Source organism: Pseudomonas sp. GM33 (assembly GCF_000282295.1).
GTDB classification, from domain to species: domain Bacteria; phylum Pseudomonadota; class Gammaproteobacteria; order Pseudomonadales; family Pseudomonadaceae; genus Aquipseudomonas; species Aquipseudomonas laurylsulfatiphila.
The window spans coordinates 20,352-44,204 of the sequence record NZ_AKJO01000071.1; the positions used below are offsets into that span (position 1 = coordinate 20,352).

Here is a 23,853-nt window from a genome sequence, read left to right on the forward strand (position 1 = left end):
TTCATTACGCCTATGCCAAACTAACCCGCATATAGACAAGGTGAAAACTCTCTAATGGCCGATTGGCAGTCCCTCGATCCCGAGGCCGCTCGTGAAGCGGAAAAATATGAAAACCCTATTCCTAGCCGCGAACTGATCCTTCAGCACCTTGCTGATCGGGGTTCGCCTGCTAACCGCGAGCAACTGGTCGAAGAGTTTGGTCTGACCACAGAAGACCAGATCGAAGCCCTGCGCCGCCGCCTGCGCGCCATGGAGCGCGATGCTCAACTCATCTATACCCGACGTGGCACTTATGCGCCGGTGGACAAGCTTGACCTGATCCTGGGCCGCATCAGCGGTCACCGTGACGGCTTCGGCTTCCTGGTGCCGGACGATGGCAGTGACGATCTGTTCATGAGCCCGGCGCAGATGCGCCTGGTGTTCGACGGTGACCGTGCCCTGGCGCGTGTTTCCGGCCTGGATCGTCGTGGTCGCCGCGAAGGCATGATCGTCGAAGTGGTGTCCCGTGCTCACGAAAGCATCGTCGGTCGCTACTTCGAAGAAGGCGGTATCGGTTTCGTCGTCGCGGATAACCCGAAGATCCAGCAGGAAGTGCTGGTGACGCCGGGCCGTAATGCCAACGCGCAGATCGGTCAGTTCGTCGAAGTGAAGATCACTCACTGGCCAACGCCACGCTTCCAGCCGCAAGGCGACGTGGTTGAAGTCGTGGGCAACTACATGGCGCCGGGCATGGAAATCGACGTCGCCCTGCGTACGTATGACATTCCTCACGTCTGGCCTGACGCCGTGCTCAAGGAAGCCGGCAAGCTCAAACCGGAAGTCGAAGAGAAAGACAAAGAGAAGCGTATCGACCTGCGTCATCTGCCGTTCGTCACCATCGACGGCGAAGATGCCCGCGACTTCGACGATGCGGTCTATTGCGAAGCCCGTCCGGGCAAGCTGCGTCTGTTCTCGGGCGGCTGGAAGCTGTACGTGGCGATTGCCGACGTATCCAGTTACGTGAAGCTTGGTTCGGCGCTGGATGCTGAAGCGCAGGTTCGCGGCAACTCGGTGTACTTCCCTGAGCGCGTGATTCCGATGCTGCCTGAGCAGCTGTCCAACGGCCTGTGCTCGCTGAACCCGCAAGTCGATCGTCTGGCCATGGTTTGCGAGATGACCATCTCCAAATCCGGCGAAATGACCGACTACTGCTTCTACGAAGCGGTGATTCACTCCCATGCGCGCCTGACCTACAACAAAGTCAGCGCCATGCTGGAAACGCCGAAAGCCACCGAGGCGCGCAAGCTGCGCGGCGAATACACCGACGTCGTGCCGCACCTCAAGCAGTTGTACTCGCTGTACAAGGTGTTGCTGGCGGCCCGTCACGTACGTGGCGCGATCGATTTCGAGACCCAGGAAACCCGGATCATCTTCGGTTCCGAGCGTAAGATTGCCGAAATCCGTCCGACCGTGCGCAACGATGCACACAAGCTGATCGAGGAATGCATGCTGGCGGCCAACGTGGCCACCGCCGAATTCCTGAAAAAGCACGAAATTCCTGCGTTGTACCGTGTTCATGATGGTCCGCCACCGGAGCGTCTGGAAAAACTGCGCGCCTTCCTCGGCGAGCTCGGCCTGTCCCTGCACAAAGGCAAGGACGGTCCGTCGCCGAAGGATTACCAGGCATTGCTGGCCGGTATCAAGGATCGTCCGGATTTCCACCTGATCCAGACCGTCATGCTGCGTTCGTTGAGCCAGGCGGTGTACAGCGCCGATAACCAGGGCCACTTCGGCCTGAATTACGAAGCCTATACCCACTTCACCTCGCCGATCCGCCGCTACCCGGATTTGCTCACGCACCGCGCAATCCGCAGCGTGATCCATTCCAAGCAGAACACCCCGCACGTTCGCCGTGCCGGTGCGATGACCATTCCGAAGGCGCGCATCTATCCGTACGACGAAGCTGCCCTGGAGCAACTCGGCGAGCAGTGCTCGATGAGCGAGCGCCGTGCCGACGAAGCGACTCGCGACGTGGTGAACTGGCTCAAGTGCGAGTTCATGAAAGATCGCGTGGGCGAATCGTTCCCGGGCGTGATCACTGCTGTGACCGGTTTTGGTCTGTTCGTCGAGCTGACCGATATCTACGTCGAAGGCCTGGTGCACGTCACCGCGCTGCCGGGCGATTACTACCACTTCGATCCTGTGCACCACCGCCTGGCCGGTGAGCGCACCGGTCGCAGCTTCCGCCTGGGCGACACCGTAGAAGTGCGAGTCATGCGCGTCGACCTCGACGAGCGCAAGATCGACTTCGAGATGGCCGAAAAAACCATCAGCGCACCGATTGGCCGCAAAAAACGCGGTACCGAAAGTGCAGCGCCTGCAGCGAAAGTCGAAGCAGAACCGGCCCCGGCGAAAACCGGTCGCCGTCCTGCCAAGGAAAAGGCTGTGGAAGCCTATCGCCCGAGCGATGCCGCGGCGAAAAACGCCGAAGTGCGCAAAAGTCGTGAAATGAAACAGGCGTTGCTGGCCGGTGCGAAAAGCGGCGGTAAAGCGGCGTCTGGGGGAAAGACCAGCCGGTCGGCGCCTGACAAGGCCGTCGGCGGCAAGCCAGCCAAACCGAGCAAACATCGTAAAGGCCCGCCAAAAGCGGGCTCGGCTCCAGCCAAGAGTGGCGGGGCGCGTAAACCTAAGGCCAAGCCATGAGTCAGTTGGAAAAGATCTACGGCGTTCATGCTGTAGAAGCGTTGTTGCGTCACCACCCGAAACGCGTCAAGCAGATCTGGCTGGCCGAAGGCCGCAATGATCCTCGGGTCCAGACGCTGATTGAGCTGGCCAATGAAAACCGGGTCCAGGTCGGCCAGGCCGAGCGCCGCGAAATGGACGCCTGGGTTGAAGGCGTGCACCAGGGCGTGGTCGCGGACGTGAGTCCGAGCCAGGTCTGGGGCGAGGCAATGCTCGACGAACTGCTCGATCGCACCGACGGCGCGCCGTTGTTGCTGGTGCTCGACGGTGTGACCGATCCGCACAACCTCGGCGCCTGCCTGCGCTCCGCCGATGCGGCGGGCGCGTTGGCAGTGATCGTACCGAAGGACAAGTCGGCGACCCTGACTCCGGTCGTACGGAAAATCGCCTGCGGCGCGGCGGAAGTGATTCCGCTGGTCGCCGTGACCAACCTGGCGCGCACCCTGGAAAAACTCCAGCAGCGTGGCTTGTGGGTTGTCGGTACGGCCGGCGAGGCTGAGGTCAGTCTGTATGACCAGGATCTCACCGGTCCGACCATCCTGATCATGGGCGCCGAAGGCAAGGGCATGCGTCGCCTGACTCGTGAGCATTGCGATTATCTGGTGAACCTGCCGATGGCCGGTAGCGTCAGCAGTCTCAACGTTTCCGTGGCCACCGGCGTCTGCCTGTTCGAAGCGCAGCGCCAGCGTAGCGTCAAGGCCAAGGCTGCTGCCAAGAAGTCCTGATCCAGTTGCAGTCCCTGTGGGAGCGGGCTTGCTCGCGAGAGCGGAGTAACATTCAGCAAAGATGTTGAATGTCGTACCGCATTCGCGAGCAAGCCCGCTCCCACAGTGTTTTGTGGTGTGGCATGAATTTGGTGGCTGTTCAAATAATCACCAATTACCTTGCGCCTCCCTCGCCCCTTCTCTACAATTGCGCCCCTTGCTGTGATGGCAGGCACCAACGTGTCTAGCGTCTGCAAGTCCATAAGTGTCATTCACTCCTTGTCTGACCGCTTTTGAGCGGCAGGCTACAACCCGTAAGGAGCATTCATGCGTCATTACGAAATCATCTTTTTGGTCCACCCGGATCAAAGCGAGCAAGTCGGCGGCATGGTTGAGCGTTACACCAAGCTGATCGAAGAAGACGGCGGCAAAATCCACCGTCTGGAAGATTGGGGCCGTCGTCAACTGGCCTACGCAATCAACAATGTTCACAAGGCTCACTACGTGATGCTGAACGTTGAGTGCACTGGCAAGGCCCTGGCCGAGCTGGAAGACAACTTCCGCTACAACGATGCAGTGATCCGTAACCTGGTCATCCGTCGCGACGAAGCCGTTACCGGCCAGTCCGAGATGCTCAAGGCTGAAGAAAACCGCAGTGAGCGCCGTGAGCGTCGCGACCGTCCTGAGCACGAAGGCGTTGAAAGCGCTGACAGTGATGACAGCGACAACAGCGATAACGCTGACGAGTAATCCACGGACCTTTTAAGGAGCCTATCAAATGGCACGTTTCTTCCGTCGTCGTAAATTCTGCCGCTTCACCGCTGAAGACGTGAAAGAGATCGATTACAAAGATCTCAACACTCTGAAAGCCTACGTATCCGAGACCGGCAAAATTGTTCCAAGCCGCATCACCGGTACCAAAGCTCGTTATCAGCGTCAGCTGGCCACCGCTATCAAGCGCGCCCGCTTCCTGGCCCTGCTGGCCTACACCGACAGCCACGGCCGCTGAGACCGGGCAGTCGACACGTAGCAAAGGATTGAATGCATGCGGGCCATAGCTGAGTTCATCATGCGCGGCCGTATGCAGGCCACTCTGGTAGTGGCTGGATGCGCGGCATTGCCGTTGTTGTATTGGTTGGGTGCTGCCGCCGGATGCCTTGTGCTCCTGCGGCGCGGATTGAGGGACGCCCTGGGCGTTCTTGCTCTGGGACTGCTGCCGGCATTGGCCTGGTGGCTGTACTCCGACGACCCACGGGCACTTCTGGTGCTGCTGGGGTCTGCGAGCCTTGCGTTGGTTTTGCGCGCAAGCGAGTCCTGGAACCGCGTGCTGCTGGTCAGCATAGCGATGGGAGTGGTGTTTTCAGTGGTGTTGGGGACAGCTTTTGCTCCCCAGATCGAGATGCTGGCGCAGGCTTTGATCAAAGTCATGCCGTCGCTACTCGGCGATGTCTACCAGAAGTTGTCGGTAGACGAACAAGCGCGTTTCGCGTCCCTGATTGCACCGGTCCTGACCGGCCTGATTGCGGCATTGTTGCAAATCGTCAGCTTGCTGAGCCTGCTTGTCGGGCGCTACTGGCAGGCGTTGTTGTACAACCCGGGCGGTTTTGGTCGCGAGTTTCGCGCCATCCGTTTCCCGCTGTTGCCGGCGATGTTGCTGCTGGCGTGCATGCTTCTGGGGCCGAACATCGGTCCGCAGATGGCCATGTTGACGCCGTTGTGCAGTGTACCGCTGGTGTTCGCCGGGCTGGCCCTGATTCACGGGCTGGTGGCGCAGAAGCGACTGGCCAGGTTCTGGCTGGTGGGGTTGTACGTGACGCTGTTGCTGTTCATGCAACTGATCTATCCGTTGCTGGTGGTCCTGGCCATCGTCGACAGCCTGATTGATTTTCGCGGTCGTTCGGCACCGAAAGATGCCGATAACGCGAACGGTGAAGGTTAAAAGTTAAGAGGATTTTCACATGCAACTGATCCTTCTGGAAAAAGTCACCAACCTGGGCAACCTGGGTGACAAAGTGAACGTTAAGGCTGGTTACGGTCGTAACTACCTGCTGCCTTACGGCAAAGCTACCGCTGCGACCCCAGCCAACCTGGCTGCGTTCGAAGAGCGTCGCGCTGAGCTGGAAAAAGCTGCAGCAGATCGCAAAGCATCGGCTGAAAGCCGCGCTGCCCAACTGGCCGAGCTGGAAGTGACCATCACTGCCACCGCTGGCGACGAAGGCAAGCTGTTCGGTTCGATCGGTACTCACGACATCGCTGACGCACTGACCGCCTCCGGCGTTGAAGTGCAGAAGAGCGAAGTTCGTCTGCCGAACGGCACCATCCGCAACGTAGGCGAATTCGACGTAGCCGTGCACCTGCACGCCGAAGTTGAAGCCACCGTACGCGTTGTCGTGGTAGCAGCTTAAGCAGCACTTGTCGGCTGGCACCCTCGGGTGCTTGCCGGTAACATCGGGCACGATCCTGTTTACAGGTCGTGCCCTTTGTCTTTCTGGCATCCCAGTTTTTACATTCCTGCTTTCCAAAAAAAAACCAAGTGGCCATGAACGAAATCTTAGCTCCCGAGCAATACGACCTGCAAACCGCCGCGCTGAAGGTGCCGCCGCATTCCATCGAGGCCGAACAGGCCGTGCTCGGTGGTCTGATGCTGGACAACAACGCCTGGGAGCGTGTGCTCGATCAAGTCTCCGACGGCGATTTCTATCGACATGACCACCGCCTGATTTTCCGTGCGATCGCCAAACTGGCCGATCAGAACTCGCCGATCGACGTCGTGACCCTTGCCGAGCAATTGGACAAGGAAGGTCAGACCTCGCAAGTCGGTGGCCTCGGCTACCTGGGCGAGCTGGCAAAAAACACGCCGTCCGTCGCCAACATCAAGGCCTATGCGCAGATCGTTCGCCAGCGCGCGACCCTGCGTCAATTGATCGGCATCAGCACCGAAATCGCCGACAGCGCCTTCAACCCTGAAGGGCGCACGGCAGAAGAAATCCTCGATGAAGCTGAGCGGCAGATCTTCCAGATCGCCGAGGCCCGGCCAAAAACCGGCGGCCCGGTGGGTGTGAACGAGTTGCTGACCAAGGCCATCGACCGCATCGACACCCTGTTCAACACCGACAACGCCATCACCGGCCTGTCCACCGGCTACACCGACCTCGACGAGAAAACCAGCGGCCTGCAACCGGCCGACCTGATCATCGTCGCCGGCCGTCCGTCCATGGGTAAAACCACCTTTGCGATGAACCTGGTGGAAAACGCCGTGCTGCGCAGCGAGAAGGCTGTCCTCGTGTACTCCCTCGAGATGCCAGGCGAATCGCTGATCATGCGTATGCTGTCTTCCCTCGGCCGCATCGACCAGACCAAGGTGCGTTCCGGTCAGTTGGAAGACGACGACTGGCCGCGCCTGACCTCGGCGGTCAACCTGCTCAACGACCGCAAGCTTTTCATCGACGATACCGCGGGCATCAGCCCGTCGGAAATGCGCGCCCGGACCCGTCGTCTGGTGCGCGAACACGGCGATGTCGGCCTGATCATGATCGACTACCTGCAGCTGATGCAGATCCCGGGTTCCAGCGGTGACAACCGGACCAACGAGATTTCCGAGATCTCCCGATCCCTGAAAGCCCTGGCCAAGGAATTCAACTGCCCGGTGGTGGCGCTCTCGCAGCTCAACCGCTCCCTCGAACAGCGGCCGAACAAACGCCCGGTGAACTCCGACTTGCGGGAATCCGGAGCGATCGAGCAGGACGCCGACGTGATCATGTTCGTGTATCGCGACGAGGTGTATCACCCGGAAACCGAGCACAAGGGCATTGCCGAGATCATCATCGGCAAGCAGCGGAACGGGCCGATCGGCTTTATCCGCCTGGCCTTTATCGGTAAGTACACGCGCTTCGAAAACCTCGCGCCGGGCAGCTACAATTTTGATGATGACGAGTAATTTGTAGCGACTGATCGGTCCTCATCGCGAGCAAGCTCGCTCCCACAGGGATCACATTGAACCTGTGGGAGCGAGCTTGCTCGCGATGGGGTCGCCGCAATTTCCGACCACAGCCGTCGGAATTGGTCAAAATTTGTGCTATATTCCGCGCCCGCGAAATTCAATGAAAGCCAACACCGGTTATCGACATGCAAGCAGCCAAGCCGTTATTTGACTATCCCAAGTACTGGGCCGAATGTTTCGGGCCAGCGCCGTTCCTGCCCATGAGCAGGGAGGAGATGGATCAGCTCGGCTGGGATTCCTGCGACATCATCATCGTCACCGGTGATGCCTACGTCGATCACCCGTCGTTCGGCATGGCGATCATCGGCCGGCTGCTGGAGTCCCAGGGCTTCCGCGTCGGGATCATTGCCCAGCCGAACTGGCAGTCCAAAGACGACTTCATGAAGCTCGGCGAGCCGAACCTGTTCTTCGGTGTCGCGGCCGGCAACATGGACTCGATGATCAACCGCTACACCGCGGACAAGAAAATCCGTTCCGACGATGCCTACACGCCGGGTGGCCTGGCCGGCAAGCGTCCGGATCGCGCCAGCCTGGTCTACAGCCAGCGCTGCAAGGAAGCCTACAAGCACGTGCCGATCGTGCTCGGCGGCATCGAAGCGTCGCTGCGCCGCATCGCGCATTACGACTACTGGCAGGACCGCGTGCGCAACTCGATCCTGATCGACGCCAGCGCCGACATCCTGCTCTACGGCAACGCCGAGCGCGCGATCGTCGAGGTTGCCCAGCGTCTGTCCTACGGTCACAAGATCGAAGACATCACCGACGTGCGCGGGACCGCGTTCATCCGTCGTGATACGCCGCAAGGCTGGTACGAAGTCGATTCCACGCGCATCGACCGTCCGGGCAAGATCGACAAGATCATCAACCCGTACGTGAACACCCAGGACACCCAGGCCTGCGCTATCGAGCAGGAAAAAGGTCCGGTTGAGGATCCGCAAGAAGCTAAAGTCGTGCAGATCCTCGCCAGCCCGCGCATGACCCGCGACAAGACTGTGATCCGTCTGCCGTCGGTGGAAAAGGTCCGCAACGACGCGGTGCTCTACGCCCACGCCAACCGCGTGCTGCACCTGGAAACCAACCCGGGCAACGCCCGCGCCTTGGTACAGAAGCATGGCGAAGTCGACGTCTGGTTCAACCCGCCACCGATTCCGATGACCACCGAAGAAATGGACTACGTGTTCGGCATGCCTTACGCCCGCATTCCGCACCCGGCGTACGGCAAGGAAAAAATCCCGGCCTACGACATGATCCGTTTCTCGGTGAACATCATGCGTGGCTGCTTCGGCGGCTGCACCTTCTGCTCGATCACCGAGCACGAAGGGCGGATCATCCAGAACCGTTCCCACGAGTCGATCATTCGCGAAATCGAAGAAATTCGCGACAAGGTTCCCGGTTTTACCGGCGTAATCTCCGACCTCGGCGGCCCGACCGCGAACATGTACCGCATCGCCTGCAAGAGCCCGGAAATCGAATCCGCGTGCCGCAAGCCATCCTGCGTGTTCCCGGGTATCTGCCCGAACCTGAACACCGACCACTCGGCGCTGATCCAGCTGTACCGCAGTGCCCGTGAATTGCCGGGTGTGAAGAAGATCCTGATCGCTTCCGGCCTGCGTTATGACCTCGCGGTCGAGTCGCCGGAATACGTTAAAGAGCTGGTGACCCACCACGTTGGTGGTTACCTGAAGATCGCCCCGGAACACACCGAGGAAGGTCCGCTCAACCAGATGATGAAACCGGGCATCGGCAGCTATGACAAGTTCAAGCGCATGTTCGAGAAGTACTCCAAGGAAGCGGGCAAGGAGCAGTACCTGATCCCTTACTTCATCGCCGCCCACCCGGGCACCACCGATGAAGACATGATGAACCTGGCCCTGTGGCTCAAGGGCAACGGTTTCCGTGCCGACCAAGTGCAGGCGTTCTACCCGTCGCCGATGGCCACCGCCACCGCGATGTATCACTCGGGCAAGAACCCGCTGCGCAAGGTCACCTACAAGAGTGACGCGGTGACCATCGTCAAGAGCGAGGAGCAGCGTCGCCTGCACAAGGCGTTCTTGCGTTATCACGACCCGAAAGGCTGGCCGATGCTGCGTGAAGCACTGACCCGCATGGGCCGCGCCGACCTGATCGGGCCGGGCAAGAACCAGCTGATTCCTTTGCACCAGCCATCGACCGACAGCTACCAGAGCGCCCGTCGCAAGAATTCGACGCCAGCCGGCAGCCATAAAGTGGCCGCGAAAGAGAAGACCACCAAGATCCTCACCCAGCACACAGGCCTGCCACCGCGCGCCAGCGATGGCGGCAACCCGTGGGACAAGCGCGAACAGGCCAAGGCGGCGGCGTTCGCCCGCAACCAGCAGGCGGCCAAGGAACGCAAGGACGCGGCCAAGGGCAAGGGGCCGAAGCCGGCTCGCAAGCCCGTCGTACCGCGCTAAGCCGCGCCTGCGCTGAACAGAACGCCAACCTTCGGGTTGGCGTTTTGCATTCCGGGAAGAGTAAAAGCTGTATCAAAGCCCGAGAGTGGGTTGTGGCAACTGGCCTCTTCGCGAGCAGGCTCGCTCCCACAATTAAATGCATTCCTCCTGTGGGAGCGAGCCTGCTCGCGAAGAGGGCGGTACATTCACCAAAGAGCTTCCCAGGCGAAACCCCACTCGCCACATTTACGTGCAACATAATCAATCCATTTTCCTGCATCGCCCGGTTTTGGTGCTGTACTGCCTCAGGCAACCGAAGAAAGCGCCAGCAATGCGCGATGGCATAAGTCTTGCGCGCTTTCCCATACGCTCAAGGCTCGCAGGAGGCACGCCGTGTCGATTCATGTCGCATTGCACCATGTCACGCATTACCGCTATGACCGCGCTGTCGAGCTCGGCCCGCAGATTGTTCGCCTGCGTCCCGCCGCCCACAGCCGCACGCGGATTCTGTCTTATGCGCTGAAAGTCTCGCCCGAGCAGCACTTCATCAACTGGCAGCAGGACCCTCAGGGCAATTACCTGGCGCGGCTGGTGTTCCCGGAAAAAACCGATGAATTGCGAATCGAGGTCGATTTGCTGGCGGAGATGGCGATCTTCAATCCGTTTGACTTCTTCCTCGAACCCTACGCGGAAAAGATCCCCTTCACCTATGCCGCAGATGAGCGCAAGGAACTGGCGCCGTACCTGGAAACCCTGCCGCTGACGCCGAAATTCAAGGCCTATCTGGACGGCATCGACCGCACACCGTTGCCCGCCGTGGACTTCCTCGTCGCGCTCAACCAGCGCCTGAGCGAAGACATCGACTACCTGATTCGCATGGAGCCCGGCGTGCAGACGCCGGAACACACCCTCGAACACGCCTCCGGTTCCTGCCGCGACTCGGCATGGTTGTTGGTGCAACTGCTGCGCAACCTCGGGCTGGCGGCGCGTTTTGTCTCCGGGTACCTCATTCAACTGACCGCTGATGTCAAAAGCCTCGACGGCCCGTCGGGCACCGAAGTGGATTTCACCGACCTGCACGCCTGGTGCGAGGTGTACTTGCCCGGTGCCGGCTGGATCGGCCTGGACGCAACCTCCGGACTGTTTGCCGGTGAAGGACATATTCCGTTGGCCTGTAGTCCCGATCCGTCTTCGGCGGCGCCGATCAGTGGCCTGGTGGAACCCTGCGCGTGCGAATTCAGCCACGAAATGTCCGTGGAACGGATTTGGGAAGCACCGCGGGTCACCAAGCCCTACACCGACGACCAGTGGCTGGCGATTCAAGCCCTGGGCCGACAGATCGATGCCGACTTGCTGGAAGGCGATGTGCGCCTGACCATGGGCGGCGAACCGACCTTTGTGTCCATCGATGATCCGGACGGCGCCGAATGGAATACCGCGGCACTGGGGCCGGATAAACGGCGGTTGTCCGCCGAACTGTTCCAGCGCATGCGTAGACACTACGCGCCCAATGGACTGGTGCATTTCGGGCAAGGCAAGTGGTACCCCGGCGAGCAACTGCCACGCTGGTCGCTCAATTGTTATTGGCGCCGCGACGGTGTGCCGATCTGGCGCAACAGCGCGCTGATAGCCGACGAACAACAAGACTACGGTGCCGATGGCGCGCTGGCCGGACGTTTTCTGGCGAGTGTCGCCGAACGCCTGAACATTCCGACACGCTTCGTTTTTCCAGCCTACGAAGACAACTTCTATTACCTCTGGCGCGAAGGGATGCTGCCGCAAAACGTCAGCGCCGAAGATTCGCGTCTGGAGGAGCCGCTGGAGCGGGCGCGTCTGCGCAAGGTATTCAGCCAGGGGTTGGACAAGGTGATTGGCCAGGTCCTTCCGCTGGCGCGCACCGCCAAGGGCGATCAGTGGCAGAGCGGCCGCTGGTATCTGCGCGACGAGCACTGCCGACTGGTGCCGGGGGACTCGCCGCTGGGCTATCGCTTGCCTCTGGGGTCGCAACCCTGGGTGAAAGCGGCGGAATATCCATTCATTCATGCGCAAGACCCGAATCAGGATTTCCCTCCGCTGCCTGACACCGGTCAGCTTCAGAGCCAGGGCGCAGCCGTTACAGAAAACCGCGCGCCAAAAATCGACGAGTCCGCCGACTGGCTGACCCGCACGGCCTTCTGTGCCGAGGCGCGGGAAGGCCGGTTGTACCTGTTCATGCCGCCGCTGGAGCGGGTCGAGGATTACCTCGAACTGGTCGCGGCCATCGAAGCCACCGCTGAAGAGCTGATGTGCCCGGTATTGCTGGAGGGCTATGAGCCGCCGAGCGATCCACGCCTGAGCAACTTCCGCATCACCCCGGACCCGGGAGTGATCGAGGTCAACGTGCAGCCATCCGCGACCTGGGATGAATTGGTCGAGCGCACCGAGTTCCTCTACGAAGAAGCGCGCCAGACCCGCCTGACCACCGAGAAATTCATGATCGACGGTCGGCACACCGGTACGGGCGGCGGTAACCATTTCGTGCTGGGCGGTGCGACCCCGGGGGACTCGCCGTTTCTGCGTCGCCCGGATCTGCTGCGCAGCCTGATCAGCTACTGGCATAACCATCCATCCCTGTCCTACCTGTTTTCCGGATTGTTCATCGGCCCGACATCCCAGGCGCCCCGCGTCGACGAAGCACGCAACGATGCCTTGTACGAACTGGAAATCGCCTTCGCGCAGATGCCTGAAGCAGGTGAGGAGTGTCCGCCATGGCTGGTGGATCGACTGCTGCGCAACCTGCTGATCGATGTCACCGGCAACACCCACCGCGCCGAGTTCTGCATCGACAAGCTCTATTCGCCGGACGGTGCCACCGGGCGCCTCGGATTGCTGGAGCTGCGTGCGTTCGAGATGCCGCCCCATGCCCGCATGAGCCTGGCGCAACAATTGTTGCTGCGGGCGCTGGTGGCGCGGTTCTGGCGCGAGCCCTATGCACCGCCAAAACTGGCGCGCTGGGGCACGGAACTGCACGATCGCTTCCTGTTGCCGCACTTTATCGAGCAGGATTTTTCCGATGTCATCGTCGACCTCAACGCCGCCGGCTATCCCGTGCGGGCCGAATGGTTCGCCGCGCATCTGGAGTTTCGTTTTCCCAAGGTGGGCGATTACGCCGTCAGTGGTATTGCCCTGGAACTGCGCCAGGCGCTCGAGCCCTGGCACGTGCTGGGCGAAGAGGGCGCCATGGGCGGCACGGTGCGTTACGTGGATTCGTCGCTGGAGCGTTTGCAGGTCAAGCTCAGCGGCTTGCCGCCCCAGCGTTACCTGCTGACCTGCAACGGTATTCCTGTTCCATTGCAGCCCACCGGGCGTGTAGGTGAATTCGTCGCGGGCGTGCGTTTTCGTGCCTGGCAACCGGCCAACTGCCTGCAGCCGACCATCCCGGTCCACGCGCCGCTGATATTTGACCTGCTCGATACCTGGATGCAGCGTTCGCTGGGCGGCTGCCAGTACCACGTCGCCCACCCGGGCGGGCGCAATTACGACAGTTTGCCGGTCAATGCCAACGAGGCCGAGAGTCGGCGGATGGCGCGCTTCTTCCGCATCGGACACACGCCGGGGAAACTCCCTGTACCCCCTCTGGACATTAACGATGAGTTACCGATGACGCTCGATTTACGACGTTTCTAAACCGTCCGCGACGCTCGGATTTTTCGTATATCCGGGCGTCACGAGCCTGCGCTAGTCTGACCGATCATTGCTGTCTGCCGAGCTTTCCATGCCTGATCTGCTTGACCGCTACCCGCTGACGGCGGGCACTTATCACGAACTGCTCGACGACAGTGGCGCCGTGCGCCCGCACTGGCGCCGGCTGTTCGAGCAGTTGCAACGCAGCACGCCAGCGCAATTGGTGCAGCGTCAGGCCCTGCTGACCCGGCAAATCCAGGAAAACGGCGTTACCTATAACGTCTATGCCGACCCCAAGGGCGCTGACCGGCCGTGGGAGCTGGACCTGCTACCCCACGTGATCGCTGCCGATGAGTGGCAGCAGTTGTCGGCCGGCATCGCGCAGCGGGCGCGTTTGCTCAATGCCGTGCTGGCTGACCTCTACGGTCCGCAACGGCTGATTGCCGAAGGCCTGCTGCCTGCCGAGCTGGTGTTCGGTCACAACAATTTCCTTTGGCCCTGTCAGGGCATCAGCCCGCCTGACGGAGCCTTCCTGCATTTGTATGCCGTGGATCTGGCGCGCACACCCGATGGCCGCTGGTGGGTCACGGCGGACCGAACCCAGGCGCCTTCGGGGGCCGGGTATGCGCTGGAAAACCGCACGATTGTGTCCCGGGCCTTTCCCGAGTTGTACCGTGATATGAAAGTGCAGCACCTGGCCGGGTTCTTCCGCACCTTGCAGGAAACCCTGGTCCGTCAGGCCCCGAGTGACGGGGATGCGCCTTTGGTAGTGCTGCTGACACCCGGGCGTTTCAACGAAAGCTATTTCGAACATCTGTACCTGGCGCGTCAGCTCGGTTATCCGCTGGTGGAGGGCGGCGACCTGACGGTGCGCGATGCCACGGTCTACCTGAAGACCCTGAGTGGACTGCGGCGGGTGCACGCGATCATGCGGCGGCTCGACGATGACTTCTGCGACCCTCTGGAACTGCGCACCGATTCGGCCCTCGGAGTCCCGGGCCTGCTGGAAGCGGTGCGGCAAGGGCGGGTGCTGGTGGCCAACGCGCTCGGCAGTGGTGTGCTGGAATCGCCGGGCTTGTTGGGTTTCCTGCCGAAGATCAATCAGTTCCTGTTCGGCGAAGAGCTGATCCTGCCGTCCATCGCCACCTGGTGGTGCGGTGAAGCGCCGGTATTGGCCCAAGCCTTGGAAAAGCTGCCGGAGCTGCTGATCAAACCGGCGTTTCCGTCCCAGAGCTTTGCACCGGTATTTGGCCGCGACTTGAGTGAAAAACAGCGCCAGGAGCTCGCCGAGCGCATGCAGGCACGGCCATACGCTTATGTCGCGCAAGAACTTGCGCAACTGTCCCAGGCGCCGATCTGGCAAGCCGAAGACGGTCAACTACAACCCCGGGCCATCGGCATGCGCGTGTATGCAGTGGCCAGCCGCGAGGGCTATCGGGTGTTGCCCGGTGGCTTGACCCGGGTCGCCGCACAAGCCGATGCCGAAGTGGTGTCGATGCAGCGTGGCGGCGCCAGCAAGGACACCTGGGTACTGGGCGATCGTGCGCCCAGCGGCGAGCAATGGAAGGCCCAGCGCAACATCGGCGTGCATGATCTGGTGCGGCGCGACCCGTATCTGCCCTCGCGGGTGGTGGAAAACCTGTTCTGGTTTGGTCGTTACTGCGAACGTTGCGACGACAGTGCCCGTTTGCTGCGCATCATGCTCGCGCGCTATGTCGACGGCGACGACCCGCAAGCCTTGCAGGCCGCAGTCGATCTCGGCGAACGGTTGATGCTGCTGCCCGATGAGGGCGAATTACCCGAACGCCTGTTGGCGGCATTGCTCGGTGACGACTGGCCGTTCAGCCTGCGGTCCAACCTGCAACGCTTGCAGTGGGCCGCTTCGCAGGTGCGCGGCAAGCTCTCGCGGGAAAACTGGCAGGCGCTGGTGGAGTTGCAGCGTGAAGCCATGGAGCTGGAAACCGAAGAACCGGACTTCGGCGAGTTGCTGGATTTCCTCAACCGCCTGGTGATGTCCCTGGCGGCGCTGTCCGGCTTTGCCCTGGACGACATGACCCGGGACGAAGGCTGGCGTTTCCTGATGATTGGCCGGCGGATCGAACGCCTGCAATTTCTCAGCGGCAGCCTGGCGGCGTTCCTGCGGGGCGCCGGGGTCATCGATCAGGCCGGGCTGGAATGGTTGCTGGAACTGGGCAACAGCAGCATCACCTACCGGTCGCGCTATCTGGCGGTCGCGCAATTGATCCCGGTGCTCGACCTGTTGTTGCTCGACGAGCAGAACCCACACGCCGTGTTGTTCCAGTTGAAACTGGTGACACGCACCCTCAAGCGTCTCAACGACGACTTTGGCGTACCGCGTGAAACTGTTCTGCCGCAATTGGTCGAGCGTCTGGCGCGATTCGATCTGGGTTGCCTGGAGAACCCGCTGTTCGGCGACGCCAGTGTTCGCGCCGCCATCGAAGGGCTGGCCGCACTGTTGCAGGAGATTGCCGACGCCAGCGGGCAAGTCTCCGATCGCCTGGCGTTGCGGCATTTCGCCCATGTCGACGATGTCAGCCAGCGCACGGTGTCCGTCTGATGAGCGCCCGCTACCAGATTTTCCACGACACCCATTACCACTACGACAGCCCGGTGTCCCTGGCCCAGCAGCTGGCGCATTTGTGGCCGCGGCCTTGTGCCTGGCAGCGCTGCACCGACCGGCAATTGCAGATCAGTCCGCAGCCGACCTCGCGTCGCGATGAGCTGGATGTATTCGGCAATCCGCTGACCCGGCTGGCATTTGAGCGTCCCCACGATGAGTTGCTGGTCAACGCCAGTCTCACCATCGAAGTGTTGCCCCGACCTGTGCCGGACTTCAGTGGGTCTGCGGCGTGGGAACACACACGAAGCGCGCTGACCTACAGCAGCCAACCGTTGTCGCCAGAATTGCTCGAAGCCTGCCGATACCGGTTCGAATCGCCGTATGTGCATTTGAAGAAAAACTTCGTCGAGTTCTCGCAAAGCTGTTTTCCACCCGGTCGACCGTTGTTGCTCGGCGTGCAGGCGCTGATGGAGAAAATCTTCACTGAATTCACTTTCGATGCCGAAGCTACCCAGGTGGCGACGCCGCTGGTGGAAGTGCTGGAGCGCCGACGCGGGGTCTGTCAGGACTTTGCTCACCTGATGCTCGCTTGCGTGCGTTCCCGTGGATTGGCCGCGCGTTATATCAGCGGCTACCTGCTGACCCAGCCACCACCGGGCCAGCCACGGCTGATCGGTGCCGATGCGTCTCACGCCTGGGTCTCGGTGTTTTGCCCGGTGCTGGGGTGGGTGGATTTCGATCCGACCAACAATGTGCAGCCGGCACTGGAGCACATCACCCTGGCCTGGGGCCGGGACTTTTCCGATGTGTCGCCGTTGCGGGGGGTAATTCTCGGAGGAGGGAACCACGACCCGGAAGTTCGGGTAACCGTGATGCCACTGGAATAGCCCCCCCCGATCCTTGTAGGAGCTGCCGCAGGCTGCGATCTTTTGATCTTGTTTTTTTAAAAATCAAAGTCAAAAGATCGCAGCCTGCGGCAGCTCCTACAAGGGGGAATGTATAGCGAGTCTGGAGAGGGGTATTTCAGATCGGCCTGTGAGGATCGGCAGCCAAGCTGCCAATCCTGTACACAGATCCGGTGGGCCAGATCAGATCAACCGGCCCGGAGGTTCTCAGGCGTCGGGCGCCGAGTCTTTCGGTGCATCAACATCGTCTTCTGCCGCCACTTCACCCTCAGGGTTCAGTGCCGCTTCTTCAGCTGTAGCTTTCTTGCGCTGAAGCTTTTCCTCTTTCTTCTGCTCCTTGGCCAAGTCTCTCTGACGTTTGGCGAAGGAATAATTAGGTTTAGCCATGGGCGATCCTCTGGGGTCGAAGGTGAGGTTGAGCGGCGCATATTCTGCCCTGTATCGGTGCCGAGCCGTTAGCTGGGTTTTTGCTCGGCCCACTTTGGCGCTACGGACGGTTGCCAGGCATCCAGAGCATCGAGCAGGTTTTGCGGCGATTCGCTCACCTGCAGCATGTCACGGTGCTGCCCGCGAACGAAGCCTTCGCCGACGATGTGATCAAGAAAAGACGTCAATTTGCTGTAGAAACCGTTCACTTCCAGCAATCCCAGCGGTTTGCCGTGGTAGCCGAGCTGGCCCCAGGTCCAGACTTCGAACAGTTCTTCGAGGGTGCCAAGGCCACCGGGCAACGCGATAAAGGCATCGCTGAGTTCGGCCATCCGCGCCTTGCGTGCATGCATGCCATCGACAACTTCCAGGCGGGTCAGGCCGCTGTGGCCGATTTCCTTGTCCTTGAGGCTTTGCGGGATGATGCCGATCACTTCACCGCCGGCCGCCAGGGCCGCATCAGCGACTATGCCCATCAGCCCTACGGCGCCACCGCCATACACCAGGGTCAGCTTGCGTTCGGCCAGGGCCCGGCCAAGGGCCACGGCGGCTTCACGGTAAGCCGGGTGGGTGCCGGTGCTGGCGCCACAAAATACACAAACGGATGTTAAAGACATGCCTTGCTCCATGGTCGATCAGGGCCACAGAGTAAAGGCAGGCGCGTGGTACTCCAAGGGCTAGACTTGGTGTTTTGGCGTTTCGTACGTACCGCTGGCGCCGCAGGCGTAGGCGGCCAGCAAACTGCACAACAGGCTGTTGATCGACATGACAGGCATTCCATTTGAAGGGGGACGACCTGATGATAGGCCCGGGCCAGACACTTGGCCGGTAGATATTTCGTATCGGTGCCATAGCGCGAAAGTTGTATACAATTTTTGATTCAAGTCATATGAACTTGCGAAGTTTTCAGGCAGTCTTCTGTTTATTCGCGATTTCGCTAACCCTGCCTTGGAGATTCACCATGTTTGCCAAACTTGTTGCGGTATCCCTGTTGACACTGGCCAGCAGCCAACTGATGGCTGCCGAGTGCAAAGTCACTGTCGACTCCACCGACCAGATGTCTTTCGACACGAAGGCCATTGAAATCGACAAGAGCTGCAAGACGTTTACCGTGGAACTCAAGCACTCCGGCAGCTTGCCGAAGAACGTCATGGGCCATAACTGGGTGCTGAGTAAAGAAGCCGACATGCAGCCGATCGCCACCGATGGCCTGAGCGCCGGCATCGACAAGAACTACCTGAAAGAAGGCGACGCCCGTGTGATCGCCCACACCAAGATCATCGGCGCCAACGAAACCGATTCGGTGACCTTCGACGTTTCCAAGCTCGCGGCCGGTGAAAAGTACGGGTTCTTCTGCTCGTTCCCGGGCCACATCTCGATGATGAAAGGCACCGTGACCCTGAAGTAATCAGGTACACCGCGTCATCGTTCTTCGCGAGCAAGCCCGCTCCCACAGGTTTGCGCCGTCAATGTGGGAGCGAGCCTGCTCGCGAAGGGGCCATCAGCATCGACATATGTTTTGGCCCAAGAAAAAGCCCGCTGAAGCTCAACACTTCAGCGGGCTTTTTCATTCACTCACGCCTCAAGGTGCAAACGGCATCACGCGCTTGTGATGGGTCTTGTTGTAGGTGTCGCAAATGATCTTGAACGCTTCCTCCCGCACCGGATGGCCGTGCAGGAACGCGTCGATCTCGGCATAGGTCACGCCGTGGGAGGCTTCGTCCGGTTTGCCGGGCGACAGGTCTTCAAGGTCCGCCGTCGGGACTTTTTCCACCAGCGATTCCGGCGCGCCGAAGCTGCGGGCGATGGCGCGGACCTGGTTTTTCACCAGGCCGCTCAGTGGCGCCAGGTCGCAGGCGCCGTCACCGAACTTGGTGAAGAACCCCATCACCGCTTCCGCCGCGTGATCGGTGCCGATCACCAGGCCATGGGCCGCGCCGGCGATGGTGTACTGGGCGACCATGCGCATGCGCGCCTTGGTGTTGCCGAGCACGAAGTCCACCGACACCGCATGTTTGCCTTCGAAGGCTGCGACTTCATTGGCCAGGGCCTTGACCGCCGGGCCGATGTTCACGGTGTGGCGCTCGTCCGGCTTGATGAAATCCACCGAAGCCTGGGCGTCGTGTTCATCGAACTGGGTTTCGTAGGGCAGGCGCACGGCAATGAATTTGTACGCGGCATCACCGTTGCGCTGGCGCAGTTCACGCACGGCTCGCTGGGCCAGCAGGCCGGCGGTCAGGGAGTCGACACCGCCACTGATGCCCAGGACCAGGGTCTTGAGCCCGGAGTTGACCAGGCAGTCCTGAATGAAGGTCACCCGCCGGGCGACTTCGGCCTCAAGGGCGGCTTCGTCGGCGAATGGCGGCTGGACCTTGAGCTGTTCAGCAATCTCACGCTGTACGGCTTGCATGAATTCACTCCTTGCTTGATGGACTTGAAAGGGCGGCAGGTACTTGGAAAACGTGTCGCAAGTACGCGACGAAATTCGGGTCTTTGCAGTGCGTCTTGCCGGGCTCGTCGGAGATCTTCGCCACCGGCTGGCCGTTGCAGGCGGCCATTTTAAGCACGATGCTCATCGGTTCGACACCCGGAATGTCACAGGTCAGGTTGGTGCCGATGCCGAAGCTCACATTGATCCGACCGCGCAGCGCCCGGAATATCTCCAGGGCCCTGGGCAGGGTCAGGCTGTCGGAGAAGGTCAGTGTCTTGCTCATCGGGTCGATGCCGAGCTTGTGATAGTGGGCGATGGCTTTTTCCGCCCAGACCACCGGATCGCCCGAGTCGTGGCGCAAACCGTCGAAAAGCTTGGCGAAAAACAGATCGAAATCGCCGAGGAAGGCATCCATGGTGATGCAGTCGGTCAGGGCAATCCCCAGCAGGCCACGGTATTCGCGGACCCAGCAATCGAGTGCGGCGATCTGGCTGTCGATCAGCCGCGGGCCGAGCTGCTGGTGGGCCATGATCCATTCGTGGGCCATGGTGCCCAGCGGTTTCATGTCCAGCTCCCGGGACAGGTGCACGTTGCTGGTGCCGACAAAGCGTCCGGGGAAGTCATGCTTGAGCACATTCACCACTTCTTCCTGCACGCGATACGAGAAGCGGCGGCGCGTGCCGAAATCGGCCACCTGCAACTCGGACAATTCATCGCTGCTGGCGTTGGCGCTCAGCCAGTCGAACTTTCGGTAGAGCTGCTCGCGGGCCTGCTCCAGCACGACTTCGCGGTAGCGATAACGATTGCGTACCTCGCTGACCAGCGCCAGCAGCGGCACTTCGAACAGGATCACATGCAGCCATGGGCCGCGCAGGCGGATGACCAGCTCACCGTTTTCGATACCGGTGTGGAGGTAGCGCAGGTTGAAGCGAAACAAGCCGAGAAAACGCAGGAAATCCGGCTTCAGGAAGCTGATGCGTTCCAGAAAACTCAATTGATCGGCGCTCAGGCTCAGTTCGGCCAGGCGCTCGATCTGGAAACGGATTTCCGCCAGGTATGGGCGCAAATCCTCGCCGTTACGGCAGCGAAATTCCCATTCGACTTCAACGTTGGGGTAGTTGTGCAGCACCGCCTGCATCATCGTCAGTTTGTAGAAGTCGGTGTCGAGCAGGTTCTGCACGATGCGATCGGCAAACACACTCTCGCTCATAACGGGGGTTCTCCACATTGAATAGAGCTAGTGGCGCACAACGGTGGTGGGGATTGCCAGCAATTTTTCAGACTGCACCAGATCCTTGTGGGAGCGAGCTTGCTCGCGATAGCGGACTGACAGGCAATTCAAGTATTGAATGTAATGACGCCATCGCGAGCAAGCTCGCTCCCACAGGGATTGTGAAAAGGCTCAATGTTGTGGGGCATCCGGGCTATCAATTTGCTCCAGCATCCACTTCACAAAGTCCCGCACCTTGGGCACTTCCGCCGAATGCTCCGGGTAGGCCAGGTAATAGGAGTCGCTGCTGGGCATTGCATGCTGCCAGGGAATGACCAGCTTGCCGTCGGCCAGTTCCTCTTCCACCAGAAAGCGCGGTAGCAGCGCCACGCCGCAGCCAACCTGGGCGGCGCGGATGCACATGTAAAAGGTTTCGAAGCGCGGGCCGTGGTAGCTGTGCTCGGTGTGGTAGCCCTGGTGGTCGAACCAGTCATGCCAGGCCTGGGGGCGGGAGGCGTTTTGCAGCAGGACCAGGTCGGTCAGTTGCGTCGGGTCGGTGAACGGCGTGTCCGGCAGGCTACCCGGGGCGCACACGGGCACCAGCTCTTCGCCGAACAGCTTCAGGCATTCGGTGCCGGGCCGCGAGCCCTGGCCGAAGTAGAACGCCAGGTCGCTGCGACCTTGCAGCAGGTCGTCGGCTTCCTGTTCGCTGCACAGGTCCAGATGGATCGACGGATGCCGCAGGCGCCAGCCTTTCAGGCGCGGTACCAGCCAGCGCGCACCGAAGGTGGGCGGCGTCGAAACCCGCAGGACTTCGGTTTCGCCACCGTAGGAGCGCAGGTAATGGGTCGACATCTCGACCTGAGTGAGGATCTTTCGCACCTCGACCAGGTACAGATCGCCGGCCGGCGTCATCTGCAGGCGACGGCGCACCCGGCGGAACAGCAGGTGCTGCAACAGCTCCTCGAGTTGCGCGACCTGTTTGCTCACGGCGCTCTGGGTCAGGTTCAGCTCTTCGGCAGCCCGGGTGAAGCTCAAGTGCCGGGTGACGGCTTCGAAGCACTGCAACGCAGCGATCGATGGCAGGTAGCGTTTATTCAGCATGGGCGGTCCTTGGTTCTTGTTTCTTATTGCCAGCAATGCACTGCATGAATAAACGGAATGATATCTCTCTTAAAGGTCGTTTGTTGAGTAACCTCCGGGCAGCTAAAACTACAGCTCTGATCAGCCGTGATTTTCCGGCTGCACGTGTTCTGTCTTTTGCTTGAGGAGTGACCCATGGTTGCCGCATTGCTTGATCGTCTAGGTGTGAACCCGGCCCTGTACCAGAACGGCAAAGTGCCGGTGCATTCGCCGGTTGATGGCAGCAGGATCGCCGCCGTGAACTGGGAAGGCGCGGCTGAGGTCGAGCAGCACATCAGTCGCGCAGATCATGCGTTCGAACTGTGGCGCAAGGTTCCGGCACCGCGCCGTGGTGAGTTGGTGCGTCAATTCGGTGAAGTGCTGCGCGAATACAAGGCCGACCTCGGCGAGCTGGTGTCCTGGGAGGCCGGCAAGATCACTCAGGAAGGCCTGGGTGAAGTTCAGGAAATGATCGACATCTGCGACTTCGCCGTCGGCCTGTCCCGTCAGCTGTACGGTTTGACCATCGCTTCCGAGCGCCCTGGCCACCACATGCGTGAAACCTGGCACCCGCTGGGCGTTGTCGGGGTGATCAGTGCGTTCAACTTCCCGGTCGCGGTCTGGGCCTGGAACACCACGCTGGCACTGGTGTGCGGCAACCCGGTGGTGTGGAAACCATCGGAAAAGACCCCGCTCACCGCGCTGGCCTGCCAGGCGCTGTTCGACCGCGTCGTGAAGAACTTCAGCGATGCGCCTGCGAATTTGTGCCAGGTAGTGATCGGCGGCCGCGATGCCGGCGAAGCCTTGGTGGACGACCCGCGCGTAGCGCTGATCAGCGCCACCGGCAGCACCCGCATGGGCCGCGAAGTGGCACCGAAAGTGGCCGCGCGCTTTGCCCGCAGCATTCTCGAACTGGGCGGTAACAACGCCATGATCCTCGGCCCGAGCGCCGACCTGGACATGGCCGTTCGCGCGATCCTGTTCAGCGCCGTCGGCACCGCCGGTCAGCGATGCACCACCCTGCGTCGACTGATCGCGCATGAATCGGTGAAAGAAGAAATCGTCACCCGCTTGAAAGCCGCGTACTCGAAAGTGCGTATCGGCCATCCGCTGGAAGGCAACCTGGTCGGCCCGCTGATCGACAAGCAAAGCTTCGACAACATGCAGGATGCGCTGGAGCAGGCCTTGAGCGAAGGCGGTAAGGTCTTCGGCGGCAAGCGTCAGTTGGAAGACCAGTTCCCGAACGCCTACTACGTTTCGCCGGCCATCGTCGAAATGCCTGAGCAGAGCGACGTCGTGTGCCACGAAACCTTCGCCCCGATCCTGTACGTGGTCGGCTACACCGACTTCCAGGAAGCGCTGCGCCTGAACAACGCCGTGCCACAAGGCCTGTCCTCGTGCATCTTCACCACCGACGTGCGTGAAGCCGAGCAGTTCATGTCGGCGGTGGGCAGCGACTGCGGCATCGCCAACGTCAACATCGGCCCGAGCGGCGCGGAAATCGGTGGCGCGTTTGGCGGCGAGAAAGAAACCGGTGGCGGTCGCGAGTCTGGTTCCGATGCATGGCGCGGCTACATGCGCCGCCAGACCAACACCGTGAACTATTCGCTGGAGTTGCCGTTGGCTCAAGGGATCACCTTCGACTGATCCGGTAGATGATCCCCTGTAGGAGCTGCCGA

General features: G+C 60.9%; 18 protein-coding genes. 13 read left to right on the plus strand and 5 right to left on the minus strand.

Annotation, left to right across the window (positions count from 1 at the left end; translation table 11 throughout):
• Positions 1–54: 54 nt before the first annotated feature.
• From rnr to PMI26_RS19080, 11 genes are all read left to right on the plus strand, one after another.
• Entirely contained in the window at positions 55–2,682 is a 2,628-nt protein-coding gene (gene rnr, locus PMI26_RS19130; RefSeq protein WP_007973272.1) for a ribonuclease R, read from the plus strand.
• Positions 2,679–3,446, plus strand: a complete 768-nt coding sequence (gene rlmB, locus PMI26_RS19125; RefSeq protein WP_007973273.1) for a 23S rRNA (guanosine(2251)-2'-O)-methyltransferase RlmB — start codon at positions 2,679–2,681, stop codon at positions 3,444–3,446. The genes rnr and rlmB overlap by 4 nt, the downstream gene beginning before the upstream one ends.
• Before the next feature lie 306 nt (positions 3,447–3,752).
• Entirely contained in the window at positions 3,753–4,175 is a 423-nt protein-coding gene (gene rpsF / locus PMI26_RS19120; protein WP_007973274.1) for a 30S ribosomal protein S6, read from the plus strand.
• Positions 4,176–4,203: 28 nt separating this feature from the next.
• A complete protein-coding gene (rpsR, locus tag PMI26_RS19115) occupies positions 4,204–4,434 on the plus strand; it encodes a 30S ribosomal protein S18 (protein ID WP_002551829.1) in 231 nt (76 codons plus the stop codon).
• 36 nt (positions 4,435–4,470) lie between these two features.
• A complete protein-coding gene (locus PMI26_RS19110) occupies positions 4,471–5,364 on the plus strand; it encodes a hypothetical protein (RefSeq protein ID WP_007973275.1) in 894 nt (297 codons plus the stop codon).
• 19 nt (positions 5,365–5,383) lie between these two features.
• Entirely contained in the window at positions 5,384–5,830 is a 447-nt protein-coding gene (gene rplI, locus PMI26_RS19105) for a 50S ribosomal protein L9 (protein WP_007973276.1), read from the plus strand.
• Between the two features lie 134 nt (positions 5,831–5,964).
• Positions 5,965–7,362, plus strand: coding sequence for a replicative DNA helicase (gene dnaB, locus PMI26_RS19100; protein WP_007973277.1), 1,398 nt, complete (start codon positions 5,965–5,967; stop codon positions 7,360–7,362).
• Positions 7,363–7,550: 188 nt separating this feature from the next.
• Positions 7,551–9,857 (plus strand): YgiQ family radical SAM protein, encoded by a 2,307-nt coding sequence (locus PMI26_RS19095; RefSeq protein WP_007973278.1) that lies wholly within the window; start codon positions 7,551–7,553, stop codon positions 9,855–9,857.
• 372 nt (positions 9,858–10,229) lie between these two features.
• The gene (locus PMI26_RS19090; protein WP_007973279.1) at positions 10,230–13,502 is read left to right on the plus strand and encodes a transglutaminase family protein; all 3,273 of its coding nucleotides are present in this window, start codon (positions 10,230–10,232) and stop codon (positions 13,500–13,502) included.
• A gap of 88 nt (positions 13,503–13,590) precedes the next feature.
• Positions 13,591–16,077 carry a circularly permuted type 2 ATP-grasp protein gene (locus tag PMI26_RS19085; protein WP_007973282.1) on the plus strand — a complete coding sequence of 829 codons (2,487 nt, stop codon included), beginning with the start codon at positions 13,591–13,593 and terminating at the stop codon, positions 16,075–16,077.
• Positions 16,077–16,967, plus strand: coding sequence for a transglutaminase family protein (locus PMI26_RS19080; RefSeq protein WP_007973284.1), 891 nt, complete (start codon positions 16,077–16,079; stop codon positions 16,965–16,967). The genes PMI26_RS19085 and PMI26_RS19080 overlap by 1 nt, the downstream gene beginning before the upstream one ends.
• Before the next feature lie 225 nt (positions 16,968–17,192).
• Here PMI26_RS19080 and PMI26_RS19075 read toward each other — a convergent pair whose 3' ends face one another.
• Both PMI26_RS19075 and PMI26_RS19070 read right to left on the minus strand, forming a co-directional pair.
• Positions 17,193–17,372: a hypothetical protein gene (locus PMI26_RS19075; protein ID WP_007973286.1), complete on the minus strand. Its 180-nt coding sequence runs from the start codon at positions 17,370–17,372 to the stop codon at positions 17,193–17,195.
• Between the two features lie 68 nt (positions 17,373–17,440).
• Positions 17,441–18,028, minus strand: coding sequence for a TIGR00730 family Rossman fold protein (locus PMI26_RS19070; RefSeq protein ID WP_007973290.1), 588 nt, complete (start codon positions 18,026–18,028; stop codon positions 17,441–17,443).
• Between the two features lie 344 nt (positions 18,029–18,372).
• Between PMI26_RS19070 and azu the strand changes: the two genes are divergently transcribed.
• Positions 18,373–18,819: an azurin gene (gene azu / locus PMI26_RS19065; RefSeq protein WP_007973294.1), complete on the plus strand. Its 447-nt coding sequence runs from the start codon at positions 18,373–18,375 to the stop codon at positions 18,817–18,819.
• Between the two features lie 174 nt (positions 18,820–18,993).
• On the opposite strand, the gene nadE is transcribed toward azu, so the two are convergent.
• The 3 genes from nadE to PMI26_RS19050 form a co-directional block, all read right to left on the minus strand.
• Positions 18,994–19,821, minus strand: a complete 828-nt coding sequence (gene nadE, locus PMI26_RS19060; RefSeq protein ID WP_007973297.1) for an ammonia-dependent NAD(+) synthetase — start codon at positions 19,819–19,821, stop codon at positions 18,994–18,996.
• Between the two features lie 4 nt (positions 19,822–19,825).
• The gene (gene pncB, locus PMI26_RS19055; protein WP_007973300.1) at positions 19,826–21,052 is read right to left on the minus strand and encodes a nicotinate phosphoribosyltransferase; all 1,227 of its coding nucleotides are present in this window, start codon (positions 21,050–21,052) and stop codon (positions 19,826–19,828) included.
• A 192-nt stretch (positions 21,053–21,244) separates the two neighbouring features.
• Complete coding sequence (locus PMI26_RS19050; protein ID WP_007973301.1) at positions 21,245–22,156, minus strand: LysR family transcriptional regulator; 912 nt, start codon at positions 22,154–22,156, stop codon at positions 21,245–21,247.
• Positions 22,157–22,330: 174 nt separating this feature from the next.
• On the opposite strand from PMI26_RS19050, the gene amaB reads away from it, so the two are divergent.
• Positions 22,331–23,821, plus strand: coding sequence for an L-piperidine-6-carboxylate dehydrogenase (gene amaB, locus PMI26_RS19045; RefSeq protein WP_007973303.1), 1,491 nt, complete (start codon positions 22,331–22,333; stop codon positions 23,819–23,821).
• Positions 23,822–23,853 lie beyond the last annotated feature (32 nt).